Genomic DNA, 18271 nt, shown 5'->3' on the forward strand with positions numbered 1-18271 from the left:
TCACCACCATCACGATCAAAGGAGATTGATATGCGGAAAACTGCACTTCTGGCAATGGTGGGCGCTAGCGCGCTCATTCTGAGCGGATGCTCGCTCAGCGGCAATGCGCCGGGTGACACGTCGACCGGTGAGAAGGTCGACGGACCGCTGAGCGGCGTCACCATCTCGGTCGGGTCCAAGGACTTCACCGAACAGTTGGTGCTGTGCGAGATCACCGCGCAGCGACTCGAGTCACAAGGTGCGACGGTCGAGCGTGTCTGCAGCCTCAGCGGGTCGGCCACAGTCCGTGCCGCCGAGGAAAGCGGTGACATCGATCTCTACTGGGAATACACGGGGACCGGTTGGACGGCCCACCTGACCCAGACGGAGGTCGTGCCCGACGCGACAGAGCAGTACGAGAAGGTCCGCGACATGGACCTGGAGGAGAATCAGATCGTGTGGCTGCCACCGGCCGCCGCCAACAACACTTACGCGATCGCGGTGAGTGCCGAAACCGCCGATCGGTTGAAGGTGAAGACGCTGTCGGACTACGCAGCCTTGTCGATGAGCTCTCCAGAGGAAGCCAGCTTCTGCGGGGCAGCCGAATTCTTCGGGCGTGATGACGGGTGGGAGGGACTCAAGAAGTCGTACGGTATCAATGTGCCGCAGGACAAGGTCGCGACGCTGGCCGAAGGGCCGATCTACAACTCGATCGCAACCGGCAATCCGTGCAACTTCGGTGAAGCTTTTGCCACCGACGGAAGGATTGCGGCGCTCGGTCTGGTCGTTCTCGAAGACGACAAGAACTTCTTCCCGTTCTACAATCTGTCCCTGACGGTCAGGCAGGATGTGCTGGACGCCCACCCGGAGATCGAGGAGGTCATGGCAGGCGTGACCGAATTGCTCACCAACGAGTCGCTTCAGGCGTTGAATGGATCCGTCGATGTCGATGGCCAGTCCCCGGAGGCTGTTGCTGCGGCCTGGCTGAAAGAAAACGGTCTCTCGGCTTGACCACTACCTCCCGAGTAATGCCCGGGACCGCCACTTCACTTTCAGTGGCGGTCCTGCAGACCGCGCCAGTCCGCGGCGCCGTCGTCGAGAACCTTCGCGAAATCCACGAGTTGGCCGCGGCTGCCGGGCCTGCCGACCTCATCGTCACCTGCGAACTCTCCGTCTCCGGGTACGCGTTCAATGCTGATCGACTGCCCCCAGCGCTCGATGTCGACGACCCACGACTGGCTGTCCTCACGGCGTCCGGCAGCGTGGTGAGTGTCGGACTGGTCGAGAGAAATGCCGGCGGCCAGCCCTACAACTCGTCCGTCTTATTCGGGGCCGCTCGACGTGTTCAGCGCAAACTGCATCCGGTCTCGTACGCACCGTGGAACGAGCACCTGCTGTATGCGCCCGGCGACCGCATGGAACCAGCCAGCGTGAACGGTGTCGCTGTCACCACTCTGATCTGCAACGATGCGTGGCATCCGGTCATGCCGTGGCTGGCCGCCCACGCGGGCGCTGAAGTGCTCCTCGTCCCCACCGCGAGCATCGGCGACAACTCGGCCAGCGAGTCGGCGCAGAGCTGGGAGCTCATCCTCACTCACACAGCACGCATACTTCAGTGCTACGTGGTTTTCGCCAACCGGGTAGGAGAAGAGGACGGCCACAACTTCTGGGGCGGTTCAAGGATCATTGACCCGTGGGGCCGAGTGCTTGCTCAAGCCGGCAGCGGAACTGAAATCATCCACGCCACACTTGACCTGGACGCTCTGCGGTGCCTGAGGGCCGATGTTCCGCTGCTTGAAGAAGCCAGGCCACAGCTGATAGCGAGCTTGCTTGCCGACCCTGACCGGGACAGCCGTGTTTGATGCCCACGTGCATGCCGCCCCCGACGTGATCGACCGGATCGGCTTCGATGACGAAATTTGCGCACAGTATGAGGCAGCCGGCTTCACCGGGTTCGTGCTCAAGTCCCATCATGAACCGACGGTTGGTCGTGCTGCGGCGTTGAGTCGACGCAGCTCCCTGGACATCGTCGGAGGCGTTGCACTCAACCACGCGGTTGGTGGGATAAACCCGGCGGCGGTGGCTGCGGCTCTGGCCAGCGGCGGACGGATGGTGTGGTTTCCCACGGCAGACTCTCATACCCAGCAGAAGGCGGGGCTGCCGAGGCTCCGCGACCTGGATGCGAGACTGGAGGTTGGAGCGTTGTCGCTGCCTCCGCTTGTGAGCAGTCATGGGGGCACGGCGCAACGCGCTCGCCATATCCTGGACCTGATCGCGGAACATGACGCTGTGCTGTGTACCGGCCATGTCAGCCGGAAGGAGTGCATCTGGTTGGTCGATGAGGCACAGTCTCGGGGAATTTCACGGATTCTTCTAACGCATCCGTCGTATACGGTTCCGGGAATGGGCCCCGCGGAAATCGGTGAATTGGCAGAGCGTGGCGTTCACGTCGAGATCACTGCCTTCCAACTGTGGCACCAACCGGGAATTCATATCGACCTGCTGGCGAAGGTCGCTCGCGAAGCCGGACCTATGCTCGTGCTCTCTTCTGATGCAGGTCAACCCGACAGCCCACCCCCGCCCGAGGCGCTGAATCGTCTGGTTGAGGCGCTCGCCGACGCCGGATGCGACAGGGCGGCACTGCTGGACGCCGCAGGCGCAGTTCCCAGCAACCTCGTCCTCACCTGAACCGTAGTTCACTCTGCTGGGGCTAGTGTCGACACCCAGTGATCGGGTGGCGTCTCGCCGGCGGTCGCCGCCACCTGGCGCATCAACAGCAGCCCCGTGGTGGTGAGGTGGTCTTGCATCAGGGCTGCGGCGGCATCCGCATCCCGGGAGCGGATGGCATCCACAATCGGCACGTGCTCCACCTGCACATCACGGATGCTGCGGGAACGGTCGATCGTCGAGACGCCGTGCGCCTGGGTGGCATCCCGCAAGGACTCCACCATCCCGGCCAGTCGCTCATTGCCGGTGGACAGGATGATGGCGCGATGAAGCTCGCGGTCGAGTCGCGTGAACTCGCCCACGTCATGCTGCTCCACAGCGCCGGTCAGGCCGCGCACGCGATCGCCCAGTTCCTGCAGCAGTTCGTCAGAACCGTGGCGGGCTGCGTGCGCGGCGGCAGGCACCTCCAACAGCAGTCTGGCCTCGAACACCTTCTGGATGTCCTGCACGCTGACCCCGCGGATGCGCACACCGCGGTTGCGTTCGATGGTGACCATTCCGGCATCCGCCAACCGCAGCACTGCGTCGCGCACCGGGGTGCGGGAGACACCGAGTCGTTCCGCCAGCCCATAGATGGAGTGCAGGGAGCCGCCGGCCAGCGTGCCGGTGACGATCTCTTCGCGCAGCAGCCCGTGTACGCGGTCGGTGGTGCTCACTCTGGCAGCCATGGTGTCATTGTGCCTTGCGCGCGGCTGGCGCGCACATCCTCGGCGTGCCCGCCATCCTTGCGCTAGCCTTCGCCACGCTGGTGGCGGTGCTGCCATAAGGCACGAAGAATCCGACCCCAACTGCCATACTGTTCGAGACAGTTTTTCGGGGGAATCGAACTGCAGGGTGGGTTATGCGCGGCGAGGCAGGTGTGGGTGACTCCGCCGCTCGCTACGCCATCATCGGCGCTGGGCCTTCCGGTCTGGCCGGTGCGCGCAACCTGAGCAGGCTGGGCATCCCGTTCGACGGGTATGAGGCGGCCGGCGAGGTCGGCGGGCTCTGGAACATCGACAACCCGCGCAGCACCGTGTACCAGTCGGCGCACCTGATCTCGAGCAAGACGACCACCGAGTTCACCGAGTTCCCGATGCTGGACGGCACGCCGGACTACCCGAACCACGCCGAGTTGCGACGCTACTTCGCGGCGTTCGCCGAACACTTCGACCTCGTGAAGCACTACGTGTTCAACACCGAGGTCCAGTCGGTCGGGCCCGAGGGCGGCAAGTGGCGGGTGACCACGTCGAAGGGCAGCCGCCTGTACCACGGCGTCATCCTCGCCAACGGAACCCTCGCCGAGCCGTCAGTCCCCACCTTCCCGGGGGAGTTCTCCGGCGAGATCATCCACACCAGCCAGTACAAGTCGCCGGACGTGTTTCGCGGCAAGCGCGTGCTGATCATCGGAGCGGGCAACAGCGGCTGCGACATCGCGGTCGACGCCGTGCACCACGCCGACTCCATCGACATGAGCGTGCGCCGCGGCTACTACTTCGTGCCGCGCTACCTGTTCGGGAAGCCGGCCGACACCCTCAACCAGGGCCGCCCGCTCCCTGCCCGCATCAAGCAGTTCGTCGACTCGCGCGTGCTCAAGGTCTTCACCGGCGACCCGGTGCGGTTCGGCTTCCCGAAGCCCGACTACAAGATCTACGAGTCGCACCCGATCGTCAATACCCTGGTACTGCACCACCTCGGTCAGGGCGACCTGCGGGTGAGGGCGGATGTCGACCGCTTCGAGGGTGAGACCGTCCACTTCAAGGATGGGAGCGCATCCGACTACGACCTGATCGTGCTGGCCACCGGCTACAAGCTGAACTACCCGTTCATCGACCGGAAGCACCTGAACTGGACCGGCATGGCACCGAAGCTGTTCCTGAACATCTTTGGTCTCGAAACCGACACACATGCCTTCAACGGCATCTATGTGCTCGGCATGATCGAAGCGAGCGGGATCGGCTGGCAGGGGCGGTACGAGCAGGCGGAACTGGTCGCGCAATACCTGGCGGCGCCAGCGGATGCCCGGCGGCTGTTCGAGGCGGAGGCGGCGGGACCCTGGCCCGACCTGACCGGCGGCTACAAGTACCTGGCGCTGGAGCGGATGTCGTACTACGTGAACAAGGACGCCTACCGCGGCGTGGTGAAGCGCCACATCAAGCGGTTGCAGAAAAGCGGGTCGAGCTCGTCGAGACCCCCTGAGCCTGCCGAAGGGCACACGAGCGGGGAGCGCAAGTGAGCATCGACGAGGTCACCCTCAACTTCAATCCGACGTCGCTGCTCGCGCTCGACGTGGTGCTCGCGCTGATCATGTTCGGCATCGCGCTCGCCGTGAAGGTCGACGACTTCCGGGCCGTGCTCCGCATGCCGAAAGCCATCACCGTCGCCCTTGCCGCGCAGTTCCTGCTGCTGCCGGCGGTCACCTTCGGGCTCACCTTCCTGCTGAACGTCGGCCCGTCGATCGCGCTCGGGATGATCCTGGTCGCCTGCTGCCCGCCCGGCAACATCTCGCAGGTTCTCACCAACCAGGCCCGCGGCAACGTCGCCCTCTCGGTGTCGATGACGGCGGTCGGCAACCTGCTCGCCATCTTCCTGATGCCGATCAATTTCGCGTTCTGGGGCAGCCTGCATCCGACAGCGTCAACCATCCTGGAGGCGGTCGAACTCGACGCCGTCGACATGCTCATCAAGATCGTGGTGATCATCGGACTGCCGTTCGCGCTCGGCATCCTGATCGGCAACCGCTGGCCGAAGGTCATGGCGAAGGTGCAGCCGTGGGTGCGCCGCATCAGCCTGGTTGCCCTGCTCGCCTTCATCGTGATCGCGCTGATCGGCAATTGGGCCTACTTCATGGCCTACATCGGCGTCGTTCTCCTCGCCGTCTTCCTGCACGACGCGGTCGCGCTGGCCCTCGGCTGGTCGACCGCCAGGCTGAGCGGGCTGGACGTCCCCAGCACCAAGGCGGTCACCTTCGAGGTGGGCATCCGCAACGCCGGTCTGGGTCTCGGCCTGGTGTTCGCCTTCTTCGACGGCCTCGGCGGCATGGCGATCGTCGCCGGCTGGTGGGGCATTTGGGACATCATCGCCGGGCTGGCACTCGCCACCTTCTGGGCGAGGCGACGCGCCAAAAAGGGGGAGCTTCGGTGACATCTGAAAGAGCAGGTCGTCGGGTCTACGTGACCGGGGGCAACGGATTCCTCGGGAGCTCGGTCGTGGCCGGCCTCGCCGCCCAGCTCGGGGTGGGCGTCGACCTGGTCGTCAGCGGTGACCTCCGTGAGCCACCCACGCGGGTCGATGGCGTCGTCTACGAGACAGCGGATGTCACGCAGGCCAACGACCTGCTGGAACAGTTCCAGCGCCACAAGATCAACACCGTCGTGCACCTGGCCGCGGTCGTCAACCCTGGCCGCGACCTGTCCAGGGAGGACGAGTACCGAGTCGACGTCGAGGGCAGCCGCAATGTGCTGGATGCCTGCCTCGCCACCGGGGTGCGGCGCATCGTGGTGTCGTCGAGCGGCGCCGCGTACGGCTACCACGCCGACAACCCGGCCTGGCTGGTCGAGACGAACTCGATCCGCGGCAACGAGAGTTTTTCCTACTCCCACCACAAGCGGCTGGTCGAGTTGATGCTCGAGGAGGCGCGCGTCTGGCATCCGGAACTTGAGCAGGTGGTGTTCCGTATCAGCACCATCCTCGGTGAAACCGTCGACAACCAGGTCACCGCCCTGTTCCGGAAGAAGCGGCTGCTGCGCGTCTCCGGCTCCGAGAGCCCGTTCGTCTTCGCCTGGGACCAGGATGTCGTCGCCGCCATGGCGCGCGCTGCGACCGACGGCCCCCCGGGTGTCTACAACCTGACCGGTGACGGTGCGCTGACCGTCCGGGAACTGGCGCGCCTCATGGGCAAGAAGACCGTGACGGTGCAGCCGTGGATGTTGAAGCTGGGACTCTGGGCCGGGCAGGCGATCGGCGCGACCGCTCACGGCCCGGAGCAGGCGAAGTTCCTGCAGTTCCGGCCGGTGCTGCTGAACACCAAGCTGAAGCAGGAGTTCGGCTACACGCCGAAGCACACCAGCCGCCAGGCGTTCGAGGCCTGGCTGGCATCGCGCTCCTGACCTGCTCCCAGCTTCTGCGGGTAAGATGGCGGCAGCTAACGGTCCGCCGAGCCTTCGGTCTACCGGGCGGTCTGCCGAGGCTCGAACGATTGGGCCCCCATGATTGAAAACGTCCCCACCCCGCGGGTATTGAACCGCGATGACATTGTCCTGCACAATGGCCTGCTGTCCCTGGTGAATCACAACACGACGCCGCATGACGCACTGATCGAAGACCTGCTGTTCATCCGCCGCGTGCTGGACGTTGCGGGCATCCGCTACCTGCTGGTGCGCGACGACCACGCCCAGCCGGTGCTCGCCGTCGACCGCCGCGACCGCAAACTGCTGCAGGAGGCCCTCGCCGAGGCGTGCCAGAACGAGCCGTTCTACGCGAAGCCGGCCCGCGTCACCGAGGCAGGCCAGGTGGTGAAGGCGGATGCCCGGCGCCCGGCCATGCTGCTGGCCGAGGGTTCCTGGGCCCCCGGGTCGAAGATCCGCGCGTTCTCGGTGTTCCGTCCGAGGGTCGAGCCGGTCGGGCTGCTTGCCTTCGGCGCGTCCAACGGCGTGCGGGTGGAGTTCTGGAGGCATGACGACGACGAGATCAGCGCGCCCAACGCGAACGCGTTGATGCGCCCGTCGCTGCCCCGCGCAGAGGCGATCGAGGACACCGTCGAACGGTACGGCGAGACCTGGCCGACGCTGGTCGGCATGTTCGACCGCCTGGGCGGCGACGTCGACTTCGACATCGACCTGGTCTTCTCCTGGGTGGATGGCGCCGAGTTGGAGTGGCAGCGTGCGCGGGCCCGCCGCATGGCCAGTTACGTCGTCGGGGAGGGTGACGGTTCTGAGGCGCGCTTCCGCCAGCTGGACGAGCTCAAGTATGCGTTGCGCTCGGTGAACCTGTTCGCACCGTGGATCCGCAACATCTACATCGCGACCGACTCGCCGCGTCCGGCCTGGCTCGACGAGCATCCGCGCGTCACGCTGATGCGCAGCGAGCAGTTCTTCCGCAACCTCGACGACCTGCCGACGCACAACTCGCACGCGGTCGAAAGCCAGCTCCACAACATCCCGGGGCTGAGCGAGCACTTCTTATATTCCAACGACGACATGTTCTTCGGTCGCCCGGTGCGCCCGGAGATGTTCTTCTCTCCAGGAGGCGTCAGCAAGTTCATCGAGGCACGCACCCGCATCGGCCTCGGCGAGAACAACGTGGCCCGCAGCGGGTTCGAGAACGCGGCGCGGGTGAACCGGGCGCTGCTGCATCAGAAGTTCGGCCGCGTCATCACCCGCCACCTCGAACATGCGGCGACACCGCTGCGCAAGTCGGTATTGCAGGAACTGGAGAACGAGTTCCCGGAGGACTTCGCCCGCACCAGTGCGAGCGCGTTCCGCCAGGCCACCGACGTGTCGGTGACCAACTCGCTGTACCACTACTACGCGCTGCTCACCGGGCGGGCGATCGTGCAGACGAATGCCAAGGTGAAGTACGTCGATACCACGGCGCTTTCCGGCATCCGCCTGATGAGCTCGCTGCTGAAGAAGCGGTCATTCGACTTCTTCTGCCTGAACGACGGCAGCTTCCCGGAGCTCTCAGCCGCCGAGCGTGCCGTGGCGGTGCAGTCATTCCTGGAACAGTACTTCCCGATCCCTGCACCCTGGGAGAAGCTGGTGGTCGTCCCCGTCGAGCAGGCGCAGTAGCGCTACCCGAAGTGCCCGTTCCGGAGGATAGTGCCCCGCGCAACAGGCGCAATCCTCCGGAACGGGCACTATGGCAACGGAGCTAGCCGACGACGGCGAGCTCGCGGGTGGGCGGATGCCGGTCGTCGGCGTACGCGGGGACGTGCGGGTTGACCGCCGGCGGGATGGTGATGCCGCTCTTCGCCAGGATGGCCGCGGTCTCCTCGGCCGTGACGTAGGCGACCGTCGAGTATTCGCCGATCGGCACCACCGAGTGCAGCACGGTGTCGTCGTACACGTGGATCAGGTTGAACGCCTGCGCGCCGTTGCGGCCGCGAGTCCCCCCGACGGGCACGTTGAGGTCCTGCGTGTAGCAGGTGGCCGACGCGACCGACACCGGAACCCCGGCAAAGGTTGCCGTGGTCGAGTAGTGCAGATGGCCGGCGATGATGCTGCGGATGTCGCTGCCGCGCACCACGGCCGCCAGCTGCTTCTGGGTGCGCAGCTCGACGGTGACCGCGAGGTCGAGCACGCTCGGCACCGGCGGGTGGTGCATGGCGAGGATGCTGCCGTGGGGTGCCGGGGTGGCGAGCACGTCTGCGAGCCAGGCGAGCTGGGCATCCGTCACCTCGCCGTAGTGGTGACCGGGCACCGTCGAGTCGAGTGCGATCACTCGGAGGCCGTTGACGTCGAACACGCGGTCGACCGGGCTGGTCGACGGATGCTCGTCGAGCAGCGAGTCGCGGAACCTGCCGCGATCGTCGTGGTTCCCCATGACCCAGATCACTTCGGCGCCGAGCCGCCGGGCGGCCGGCTCCACGATGGCGCGAAGCTTGGCGTAGGCATCCGTCTCGCCCTTGTCGGCAAGATCCCCGGTGAAGACGATCGCCTCGGGGCGGGAACCGGATGCCTCAAGCTCGGCGAACAGTTCGCGCAGCTTGCCCTCGGCGTCGACGGCCCCGTATAGGGGGCCGTCCCCGGCGACGAAGTGGGTGTCGCTGAGGTGCAGGATGAAGTGGTCTGGTCTCGGGTGTTGAGCCGTATAACCGGTCATGCCTACAGTCCAACACTCTTAGATGGACGAAGTATGAACATCCTCCGGCAAGTTGCACCCCCGTTATGGTGACGGCCGGCTATGTCGTGGGGTGGGTTCACCCGTGAGGGGGAGGCGTCGGCGACAGTGGCCTCGCTAGGCTCGGTCGGGTGAAACGCATCCTCTCGCTCATCGCCGTGGTCGGTGCCCTCGTCCTCGGGGTGGCTGCGCCGGCATCCGCTGACGTCGACGACTTCTTCTTCGAGAGCTTCGACGGCCGGTACGAGCTGTCGCGGGATGCCGACGGACACTCCCTGCTGACCACCACCGAGACCCTGGTGGCGGTGTTCCCCGACTTCGACCAGAACCGTGGCATCCGCCGCCTGCTGGTGGACGACTACGACGGGCATCCGACCGACATCGAGGTGCAGAGCGTCACCGATGAGAACGGTGACCGGCGGCACTACGAGACCGAAACGGAGGATGAGTTCCTCGAGCTGACGATCGCCGACGACGGCGTGTATGTGCACGGCGAGCAGACCTACGTGATCACCTACACCCAGCGCAATGTCACCCGCTTCTTCGCGGACACGGATGCGGACGAGTTCTACTGGGACACCAACGGAACCGGTTGGGGGCAACCGTTCGGCGAGGTGACGGCAACCGTCACGCTGGATGCCGGGTTGTTGGCTGCACTGAATGGAAACGTCGCGGCGTTCACCGGGCGGGAAGGCGAGAGTGGGGCGGCGTCCGTCGCCACCACCGACTCTGGCTTCACGTTCACCGCGATGGATCTCGGGTCGCGAGAGAACCTGACCTTCGCGATCGGCTTCGAGCCCGGGACGTTCGAGCCGCGAGACAGCGGATTCTTCGCCGCCGCGTGGCCTGCCGTGTCCTCCATCTTCGCGCTGATCGGCCTCCTCGCTGCGGCGCTGGCCGGCTTCACCCGCGCTCGCCGACTGCGCGACGCCCCTGGACGCGGCGTGATCATCCCCGAGTACGTGGTGCCGAAGAACGCGAACGTGTTCCTCTCCTCGGTGATCATCGGCAAGCAGGCGAAGGCCACCACTGCGGCGATCCTCAGGTTGGCGGTGGCCGGGAACATCCGCGTGCTCGAGGTCGGCGGCAAGAAGCCGCACTACCAATTGCAGTTCGTCACCGCCGACGGTACGGACGCCGACGAGCGCGAGTTCCTGCACGCCCTGTTCGGTTACACCCTCGACTTCGAGGAGGTTCGCAGCCTGCAGAAGGCCGACCAGAAGGCGGCCACCGCCATCGGCAAGCTGATGAAGCGGGTGACGGCGGATGCGACGGCGAACGGCTTCCGTCGAAAGGTTCCGGTCGGCGCGATCGCCCTGGTGTGCCTGCTCGCTGTCGCGGCGGCGGTCGGCTCGTTCATCTTCGGCGTGATCTCGCTTGATGAGTCGTACGGCGGCGCCTGGCCGCTGCTGCCCATGGGGGTTGGAGTGGCGGCAGCCATCGCGAGCTTCGTGTTCGTCGCAAAGGTCCCACTGACGGAGACTGGCGTGGAGTTGCGCGACTACCTGGGTGGGCTGGAAATGTACATCGAGCTGGCGGAGGCCGATCGCATCCGCTACCTGCAGTCACCGCAGGGTGCGATCACCACTCCGGTTGCCGCTGGCGACACGGCCGAGGTGGTGAAGTTGAACGAGAAGCTGCTGCCGTACGCGGTGTTGTTCGGTCACGAGAAGGAGTGGGCGGCCGAGCTCGGGCGCTACTACGAGGAGCTCGGCCAGCAGCCGACCTGGTACGCCGGGCACGGCCCTTTCAACGCTGCACTGTTCTCGAGCAGCATCGGCGCGATGGCGGCGAGTACCGCCTCGGCGTACAGCAGCTCGTCCGGAGGTTCGGGCGGCGGTGGTTCCTCCGGCGGTGGCGGCGGAGGAGGTGGCGGCGGAGGCGTCTAGCTGCCCTGCTGGTTGAGCCCGTCGAGCGCTATTCTGAGCCTGTCGAAGTGACCGTCAAGCGGGTCGAGCTCGTCGAGACCAGCCGAGCTTGCCGAGGCTAGCCAACCAACGTCAGCATCAACCGCGATTCCCCCACCGCCTCAACCTCGTGCCGCACCAGCTTCTCGATCCGCATGATCCCGCCGGGCACCAGATCGGTGACCTCCCCGCCCGCGGTCACCCGCAGGTGACCGTCGAGCGCCTGCAGCAGCAGCGTCTTCGGTGCGGCGTGGTCTTTCATGGTGTGTCCGGCCGGGAAGGTCAGCACGACGACGCGTACGTCCTCCGACTTCAGCGCTGTGGTGTGTCCCAACTTGTCGGGCAGGATCGGCGAGAGCTCGCGGATATCGGCGACGACGGTGACGGTGTTCTCCATACCCCCACGGTAGCCCTACCCTTTAACCCATGCCCGAGAGCCCGTTGACGCCGTCGCCGTACGACGTGCTCGGGGTCCCGCCGACGGCGACCACTCACGAGTTGCGTAAGGCGTACCGGCGGATGCTGCGCGAGGCGCATCCGGACACCGGCGGTTCCGAGGCGCGCTTCCATGCGGTGCAGCGGGCGTGGGAACTGGTCGGCACATCATCGAGCCGCGCCGCCTACGACCGGGGTCAGGTTTCTGTCAGGCACAGTGCCGCCCAGCCGGGAGCGTCCTGGGTTCCGGCGCCGCCGCGCGCTCGCCGGGACTCCCGCCCGACGGCCCGGTCGTACGGGCATCCGGGGGGTTGGCGTCGCGAGCGCTACCTGACGCTGGTTCGCGAGTGGGCCGGCCGCGGAACGGACATCGCCGACCCGTACGATGCGGCCCTGGTGCGTTCCGCCCCCCGCGAGCTTCGACACATGCTGGCGGATGCGCTGGCCGAGGAGGCGACGGCCAGCACCCTGGCGACGCTCGGCATCGGCTACACGCTCTGGCACGACGTGGCGACGGATGTTCGTGCCGCCAATCCGCGCTTCACGGGCGGTGTCTCGAAGGTCGACCACGTCGTACTCGGCCCGACCGGCTTGTTCGCGGTGCTGTCCGAGGACTGGGGCGGACCGGTGCGAGCCCGCAAGGGCGACCTGATCGGCGAGGTGCTGATGCCGGGGGAGCGCCCGATGCACCAGCTGTCCCTTGAGGCCAAGTGGGTGGCGCGGGCTGCTCGGGTGAAGTTCACGGCGCTGGTGATCGTGGTTCCGGATGACGCGACCGATGAGTCTCTCATGGTGCTCGGCAAGATGCGCGGCGTGCCGTCGGTGGTGGTGCAGCGGTCGCGACTGCTCGACCTGCTGCGCAACGGGCTTCCGGGCCCAGAGCAGACCAGCAGGGGTCAGATCGGCGGTACCGAGCTGTTCGACATCCGCACCCGGCTGCAGAACGCCATCCGCTTCGTCTAGGCAGACGACTCAATAATGCCGTTCGGCGGCCACCGGGCTCAGCGGTAGCCTTCCCGGCGCACCGGGAGGCTGGTTTCGGGGTCGACCTGTCTTCGAGTGCCGTCGGTTCGCCATCCATGAGCGGGTCGCCGTGCCCTTCGTGAGCCGCAGAAATGAAGGAGGTTTTCGCCGATCAGCGGAGAATGGAGGAGAAACCGTGCCTGATCGATCTGAATCGCCTTCTTTTCGGTTGCGGATGCCACGGTGCGGCAGCGCGGTGACGTACGCCTGCAGCGAAAGCTGTTTCCGCGGAGCCATGCCGTGTTGTTGGCTTTCACCATGAGACTTCTTGTGCTGGGCGGCAGCGAGTTCGTCGGTCGCGCGTTCGTCGATGAGGCGTTGGCGGCGAACTGGGAGGTCACCACGCTCAGCCGCGGCACGAGTCCGGCACCAGTCGGCGTCACTGCGCTGCACGGCGACCGCAACGAGATCGATGGATTGACCGCACTCGGCGACGGCGAGTGGGATGTGGTGGTCGACACCTGGTCGTGGGCTCCGGTCGCGGTTCGCCGCTCAGCCACGCTGCTGCGCGATCGCACCGAACGCTACGTTTATGTGTCGAGCCGTTCGGTCTACGCCGACCCGGTCCCGGCCGGCGCCGACGAGGGCGCGGCTCTGGTGATCGCCGACCCCGACGACGAGCACTTCGACGACTACGCCCGGGCGAAGGCCGGAGCCGAACTGGCCGTGGTCGAGGAGTTCGGGGTGCGCGCGATCCTGGCCCGCCCCGGGCTGATCATCGGTCCGCGGGAGAACATCGGCCGCCTGCCCTGGTGGCTGAACCGCATTGCAGCCGGCGGCCCGGTTGTGGCACCAGGATCACCTGATGCCGGCATCCAGTATCTGGACGCCCGCGACCTGGCCGTGTTCTGCCTCACCATCGCCAAGAGCGGCCACGGCGGGCCGTTCAATGTGGTGAGCCCGGTGGGTCAGGCGACGGTCGGCGACCTGCTGCGGGCGTGCCTCGAGGTGACCGGTTCCGACGCAGAACTACGGTGGATCGACACCGAGAAGATCCTCGCCGCCGGCGTGAAACCGTGGATGGACCTGCCGGTCTGGCTGCCGCCGGGGGAGGACCACGAAGCCATGCACCAGGGCGATGTGTCGAAGGCGGTGGCGGCCGGTCTGCGCATCCGCCCCCTCCTCGAAACGGTGGCCGACACCTGGGAGTGGCTGCAGTCGATCGGCGGGGAGGCGCCGCAGCGGCCGGACCGCCCGACGCTCGGGCTCGACCCGGCGATCGAGGCGAAACTCCTGGGCGGCTAGCTTTTCGCGACACCCCACTACAGGGGTGGGACGGCTCCGTGCGCTAGTTTCGGAACGTAGGCTGGAGATTCACGCCACACAACTTTTGGGGATGCTCACTGCAGTGAAGGTCATCAGCTATAACCTCCGCAAGAACCGCGCGGTTACCGAACTCGTGGATCTCGCAGAACATTTCACGCCGAGTGTCTTGTGCCTGCAGGAGGCCGACACCAGCGCCCTGCCTGCCGAGATCGGTGCCCTGCACCTGGCGGACTCGACCAGTCGCAACCGCCTGGGCCTGGCGCTCTACTACTCGCGCGAGCGGTTCACCGCTGTCGAGACACAGGCGTTCGAGCTGAAGAAGTCGTTGCACGATCGGGTGCTCACCCCGGCGCATGAGCGACTCATCGGCACGCGCCTGATCGACGGCAAGGACGACCGCGAGCTGGTTGTGGCGTCGTTCCACGCGGCGCCGCTGACGGCGCTCAACTCCCTGCGCCGGCACCAGATCAAGACCGCGCACGAGCAACTGCGTGCCCTCGGTCCCGGGCTGCCAACGCTCATGGTCGGCGACTACAACTACCCGATCTTCAAGGACAGCCTGAACACCCGGATGCTCGCGTCCGGGTACGACCTGACCCTCAGCGACAAGCGAACCTACACGCGCTACAAGTTCTTCCGCGGGCACTTCGACCTGGCCACGTCTGTCGGGTTGGACATCGACAGCGTGCAGACGCTGCCGCGCGGAACGTCGGACCACCTCCCGATCCTGGTGACGGCGTCGTACCGCGAGGAGCTGGCCGACAAGCTCGCCGGCTGACGCGTCAGGCCGGAGCCGTGGCCCCTCTTCATCCGCCTGTTGAGCTCCTCTCACCCGCCGCGCGGTACTTTCAGTGGAACGCCGTCGCATCCGTTGCCGCGATCCACTGAAAACACCGCGCGCCGCAGGACGGCAATCGCACCGCTGAGCATCCCCTGAAAGCAGGCCTTCCGCCTGCGCTTTACTCTCGCTCGTAAAGCCGAGGAGGTTTCGATGACGGTGAAACTGAACAACAAGGCCTACGCGCACGCGAAGAGCCTCATCGCCGACGGCAAGGCGACGCATGATGAGCGCGACGACTGGAGTGAGCACGCTCCGAGCACGGATGACGAGAACAAGTTCATCGAGAAGCACGGATACGCGGAGTACTCGAAGTGGCACCTCGGCGTCGACGACGACATGCCGGACGACACCAAGGGCCACTACAGCTTTCCGTTCGGCGACTTCGCGAAGGTGCACCGCTGCGCGGTGATCTCGCTGGAGAGCCGGGCCGCCCAGTACGACCACGACGAGATTGCGGAAGCGTCGAAGGACCTGCTGAATCGCATCGACGACGAGGGCTGACGGCTGATGCCGAAGAGCCGCAATCCGTTCGTCGCGCTGCGCCGCCGGCAGGTGTTGCCGCGGTGGGTCCGCAGGATGGATGCGGCCGCGGGTCGCCGCATCAACTCCCGCACCACGCATCCGCTGGTCGACCGGGGGTACTCGCGCCTGTCCAGGTCGGCGAACCGCGGTGCGCTGTGGTTCACCATCGCGGCGGTGCTGCTGGTGTTCGGTCGCCCGAGGGCAGCCATCCGCGGGTCGGCGTCGCTGCTCGGTGCGAGCATGCTGGCGAACCTGGTCGGAAAGCAGATTTTCGGCGGCGACCGTCCACTGCTCAAGAACATTCCGATCGGGCGGCAGCTGAAGAAGTCGCCGACCTCCGGGTCGTTTCCGTCGGGGCATTCGGCGAGCGCCGCCGGGTTCGCCGCCGGGGTGGCGTTCGAGTCTCCGCGCGTCGGGGCGGCGATCACGCCGGTCGCCGCCGGAGTCGCCTACTCCCGCCTGCACACCGGAGCCCATTGGTTGTCGGATGTGGTCGGCGGCGTCGCGCTCGGAGCATCCGTCGCCTGGCTCTGCACGCTCATCGTCAAGCCGCGGCCGGCGCCCGCGCAACCGGCCAGGGAGGGCGGCGTTCCCGTTCCGCTGCCGGCCCTGGCCGACGGCGCCGGGGCGTTCATCGTGGTGAACCCGTCGTCGGGCACCAGCACGATTTCGGCTGACCCCCTCCCGCTCGTCGAGCAACGGTTGCCGGCTGCGCGGGTGCACCAGCTGCGGGAGGGCGACGACCTGGCGGCCGTGGTGCGGGAGGCCGTGGAATCCGCTCGCCCGGTCGTGCTCGGGGTGTGCGGGGGAGACGGAACAGTCGCGGCGGTGGCGCAGCTCGCCCGCGCGGCCGACCTCCCCTTGCTGCTCATTCCGGGCGGCACCTTCAACCATTTCGCGGGCACGGCCGGTATCGCCTCGGCGGCGGCCGCCATCGACGCGCTGCAGGCCGGCCACGGCGTGTTGGCGGATGTCGCGGAGCTGACGGTTGACGACAACCCTCCGGTGACCGTGCTGAACGCCGCATCCGTGGGCCTCTACCCGGACTTCGTCGAGCAGCGGACGGTCGGCGAGGAGAGGCTCGGCAAGTGGGTGGCCGGTCTGCTGGCTGCGGTGCGCGTGCTGTGGCGTTCCGACCCGGTCGACCTCGCCATCGACGGGCGACCGGCCATGGTCTGGTCGTTGTTCGTCGGGGTGAACCGAAACAAGGCGGGGTCGGTGACCCCGCTGCGTCGCCTTCGCCTGGATGATGGGCAGCTTGATGTGCGCATTCTCCACGCCGGTACCCGCGCGCGTGCCGTCGGCTCGCTGGTGTTCGGCCGGAGTGGGGGAGTGTTCCTCCGGCGGCTGGGACTGCTGTGGGGCGCTCCGACAAATGAGAGCTTCACGGCGGGAGAGTTGTCGGTGGCGGTGAGTCCACGACCGGATGGCACTCCGGGCCTGGCCCACGACGGCGAAGTGTGGCTGGTCGCGCGGGGCGGGGGCTACGCCTGGCGCATCCGGAACGTCCCGGGCGGGTTGCGGGTGTACAGCTCGAGTTTGTGAGGGTGCAGTGCCGACTACCTGATCATGAACCGGTTGCTGCCCGGCCGCCCGTCGCCGTCCTGATCGGCACCGTCGATGTCGGTCACGTCGACCGCCTCCACCTGGGCGTATGGAGGTCCGTGGTGCAGCCAGTCGAGCATCCGCTGCACCGCGTCCGCCGGCCCTTCGAGCTCCGCCTGCACCGTGCCGTCGGGCAGGTTGCGCGCATATCCGGCCACGCCCAGCTGCTCGGCTTCGGCCTGCGCACTCCACCGGAAACCGACTCCCTGCACCCGGCCGCGCACGATTACCCGCTTGCGAATCATGCATTCCAGTCTGCACCGCCCCACGTTCAGGCGAACCACGTATTCTTAAGGGGCGGGTCACCGCGTTACGAGGGGAAGTTTTTGGTCGTCGAATGTATTCACGGTCTCGATGAGGCGCTGTGCGACCTCTGCAATCCGAAGCCCGTTCCGAAGATCGAAGCTTCGGCCCCCAAGGTGGTGCGCCCCCGCGCCAAGTCGAAGGCGCGAATTGCTGGTGCTGCCGGACCCACCATCCAGAGTGTCGACCAGCGCATCTACCACGTCACGCACCTGCGCAACCTCGAGGCGATCGTGCACAGCGGATGCCTGCTGTCCGATTCGCACGGAGCCCAGCCGACTGTAGACATCTCCTCTGCCGACAACCGCGAGGAGCGCCGTGCGGCGAACGTCGACGGCGAGCCGGTGGCCGGTTTCGTGCCCTTCTTCGTGAGCCCCGATTCGGCGCTGTGGCGTGACATCCGCAGCTCTGCGCCTGACCCCCGGCTGGCTCCGGCCGTGCGCGAAACGACGCCGGCCGAGTATGTGGTGCTGGTGACCACGATTGGCAAGGCCGGGCGCGATGACAGCGTGGTGGCGAGCGGCGATGCGACGGATGCCGACACCAGGTTTGCGACGACGCCCGAGCAGGCGACCCGCGAGCTGGGGCGGATGCGTGGCGACGAGGACCTGCTGGGGCGCGCCGAACTGCTGGTGCGCGAGCGCCTGCCGTTCGATGCGGTGACCCTGATCGGCGTCGCCAATGACCGGGCTCGTAATGAGGTTAGGGACATCCTGGCGGCGTCGGAGTTCACCACGAAGGTGTCGGTCTACCCTCCCTGGTTCACCCGCGACTAGCCCACCGAACTCACCTCTCACCAGCCGCGCGGTGTTTTCAGTGAAACGCGCTCGCGGATGCGGCGGCG

General features: G+C 66.6%; 18 protein-coding genes. 14 read left to right on the forward strand and 4 right to left on the reverse strand.

All coding sequences use genetic code 11. The annotated features are described in order from the left end of the window. The first annotated feature begins 30 nt into the window (after positions 1-30). Genes ACX3PH_RS11200 through ACX3PH_RS11210 form a run of 3 tightly spaced genes read left to right on the forward strand, consistent with a single transcriptional unit; the run spans position 31 to position 2667 of the window. A complete protein-coding gene (locus ACX3PH_RS11200; RefSeq protein ID WP_459092493.1) occupies positions 31-990 on the forward strand; it encodes a glycine betaine ABC transporter substrate-binding protein in 960 nt (319 codons plus the stop codon). Between the two features lie 17 nt (positions 991-1007). Then, the gene (locus ACX3PH_RS11205) at positions 1008-1841 is read left to right on the forward strand and encodes a carbon-nitrogen hydrolase family protein (protein WP_459092495.1); all 834 of its coding nucleotides are present in this window, start codon (positions 1008-1010) and stop codon (positions 1839-1841) included. Next, a complete protein-coding gene (locus tag ACX3PH_RS11210) occupies positions 1810-2667 on the forward strand; it encodes a DUF6282 family protein (protein WP_459092497.1) in 858 nt (285 codons plus the stop codon). Before ACX3PH_RS11205 ends, ACX3PH_RS11210 begins: the two co-directional genes overlap by 32 nt. An 8-nt stretch (positions 2668-2675) precedes the next feature. Here ACX3PH_RS11210 and ACX3PH_RS11215 read toward each other — a convergent pair whose 3' ends face one another. Then, positions 2676-3374, reverse strand: coding sequence for a GntR family transcriptional regulator (locus ACX3PH_RS11215; RefSeq protein WP_459092499.1), 699 nt, complete (start codon positions 3372-3374; stop codon positions 2676-2678). Between the two features lie 173 nt (positions 3375-3547). On the opposite strand from ACX3PH_RS11215, the gene ACX3PH_RS11220 reads away from it, so the two are divergent. The 4 genes from ACX3PH_RS11220 to ACX3PH_RS11235 all read left to right on the forward strand — a co-directional run bounded on the left by ACX3PH_RS11220 (position 3548) and on the right by ACX3PH_RS11235 (position 8474). Continuing rightward, entirely contained in the window at positions 3548-4921 is a 1374-nt protein-coding gene (locus tag ACX3PH_RS11220) for a flavin-containing monooxygenase (protein ID WP_459092501.1), read from the forward strand. Then, on the forward strand, positions 4918-5829 hold the full coding sequence (locus ACX3PH_RS11225) for a bile acid:sodium symporter family protein (RefSeq protein ID WP_459092503.1): 912 nt from the start codon (positions 4918-4920) through the stop codon (positions 5827-5829). Before ACX3PH_RS11220 ends, ACX3PH_RS11225 begins: the two co-directional genes overlap by 4 nt. Further along, the gene (locus tag ACX3PH_RS11230) at positions 5826-6794 is read left to right on the forward strand and encodes an NAD-dependent epimerase/dehydratase family protein (RefSeq protein ID WP_459092505.1); all 969 of its coding nucleotides are present in this window, start codon (positions 5826-5828) and stop codon (positions 6792-6794) included. Before ACX3PH_RS11225 ends, ACX3PH_RS11230 begins: the two co-directional genes overlap by 4 nt. Before the next feature lie 99 nt (positions 6795-6893). Continuing rightward, on the forward strand, positions 6894-8474 hold the full coding sequence (locus tag ACX3PH_RS11235; RefSeq protein ID WP_459092507.1) for a stealth family protein: 1581 nt from the start codon (positions 6894-6896) through the stop codon (positions 8472-8474). Between the two features lie 82 nt (positions 8475-8556). On the opposite strand, the gene ACX3PH_RS11240 is transcribed toward ACX3PH_RS11235, so the two are convergent. Beyond that, positions 8557-9507, reverse strand: a complete 951-nt coding sequence (locus ACX3PH_RS11240) for a phosphodiesterase (RefSeq protein ID WP_459092509.1) — start codon at positions 9505-9507, stop codon at positions 8557-8559. 149 nt (positions 9508-9656) lie between these two features. Between ACX3PH_RS11240 and ACX3PH_RS11245 the strand changes: the two genes are divergently transcribed. Continuing rightward, positions 9657-11414, forward strand: coding sequence for a DUF2207 domain-containing protein (locus tag ACX3PH_RS11245; protein WP_459092511.1), 1758 nt, complete (start codon positions 9657-9659; stop codon positions 11412-11414). 97 nt (positions 11415-11511) lie between these two features. Here ACX3PH_RS11245 and ACX3PH_RS11250 read toward each other — a convergent pair whose 3' ends face one another. Beyond that, positions 11512-11829 carry a cupin domain-containing protein gene (locus tag ACX3PH_RS11250; RefSeq protein WP_459092513.1) on the reverse strand — a complete coding sequence of 106 codons (318 nt, stop codon included), beginning with the start codon at positions 11827-11829 and terminating at the stop codon, positions 11512-11514. 29 nt (positions 11830-11858) lie between these two features. Here ACX3PH_RS11250 and ACX3PH_RS11255 point away from each other — a divergent pair, with 29 nt between their 5' ends. From ACX3PH_RS11255 to ACX3PH_RS11275, 5 genes are all read left to right on the forward strand, one after another. Next, entirely contained in the window at positions 11859-12830 is a 972-nt protein-coding gene (locus tag ACX3PH_RS11255; protein ID WP_459092515.1) for a J domain-containing protein, read from the forward strand. A 318-nt stretch (positions 12831-13148) separates the two neighbouring features. Further along, positions 13149-14135, forward strand: a complete 987-nt coding sequence (locus tag ACX3PH_RS11260; RefSeq protein WP_459092517.1) for an NAD-dependent epimerase/dehydratase family protein — start codon at positions 13149-13151, stop codon at positions 14133-14135. 103 nt (positions 14136-14238) lie between these two features. Continuing rightward, the gene (locus tag ACX3PH_RS11265; RefSeq protein ID WP_459092878.1) at positions 14239-14934 is read left to right on the forward strand and encodes an endonuclease/exonuclease/phosphatase family protein; all 696 of its coding nucleotides are present in this window, start codon (positions 14239-14241) and stop codon (positions 14932-14934) included. Between the two features lie 213 nt (positions 14935-15147). After that, positions 15148-15498: a hypothetical protein gene (locus ACX3PH_RS11270; protein WP_459092519.1), complete on the forward strand. Its 351-nt coding sequence runs from the start codon at positions 15148-15150 to the stop codon at positions 15496-15498. Between the two features lie 6 nt (positions 15499-15504). Further along, positions 15505-17064, forward strand: a complete 1560-nt coding sequence (locus ACX3PH_RS11275; protein WP_459092521.1) for a bifunctional phosphatase PAP2/diacylglycerol kinase family protein — start codon at positions 15505-15507, stop codon at positions 17062-17064. A gap of 14 nt (positions 17065-17078) precedes the next feature. Here the strand turns inward: ACX3PH_RS11275 and ACX3PH_RS11280 are convergent, their stop codons facing one another. Beyond that, on the reverse strand, positions 17079-17369 hold the full coding sequence (locus tag ACX3PH_RS11280; protein ID WP_459092523.1) for an acylphosphatase: 291 nt from the start codon (positions 17367-17369) through the stop codon (positions 17079-17081). A gap of 81 nt (positions 17370-17450) precedes the next feature. Between ACX3PH_RS11280 and ACX3PH_RS11285 the strand changes: the two genes are divergently transcribed. After that, the gene (locus ACX3PH_RS11285) at positions 17451-18203 is read left to right on the forward strand and encodes a DarT ssDNA thymidine ADP-ribosyltransferase family protein (protein WP_459092525.1); all 753 of its coding nucleotides are present in this window, start codon (positions 17451-17453) and stop codon (positions 18201-18203) included. Positions 18204-18271 lie beyond the last annotated feature (68 nt).

This window comes from Homoserinimonas sp. A520 (assembly GCF_054489245.1).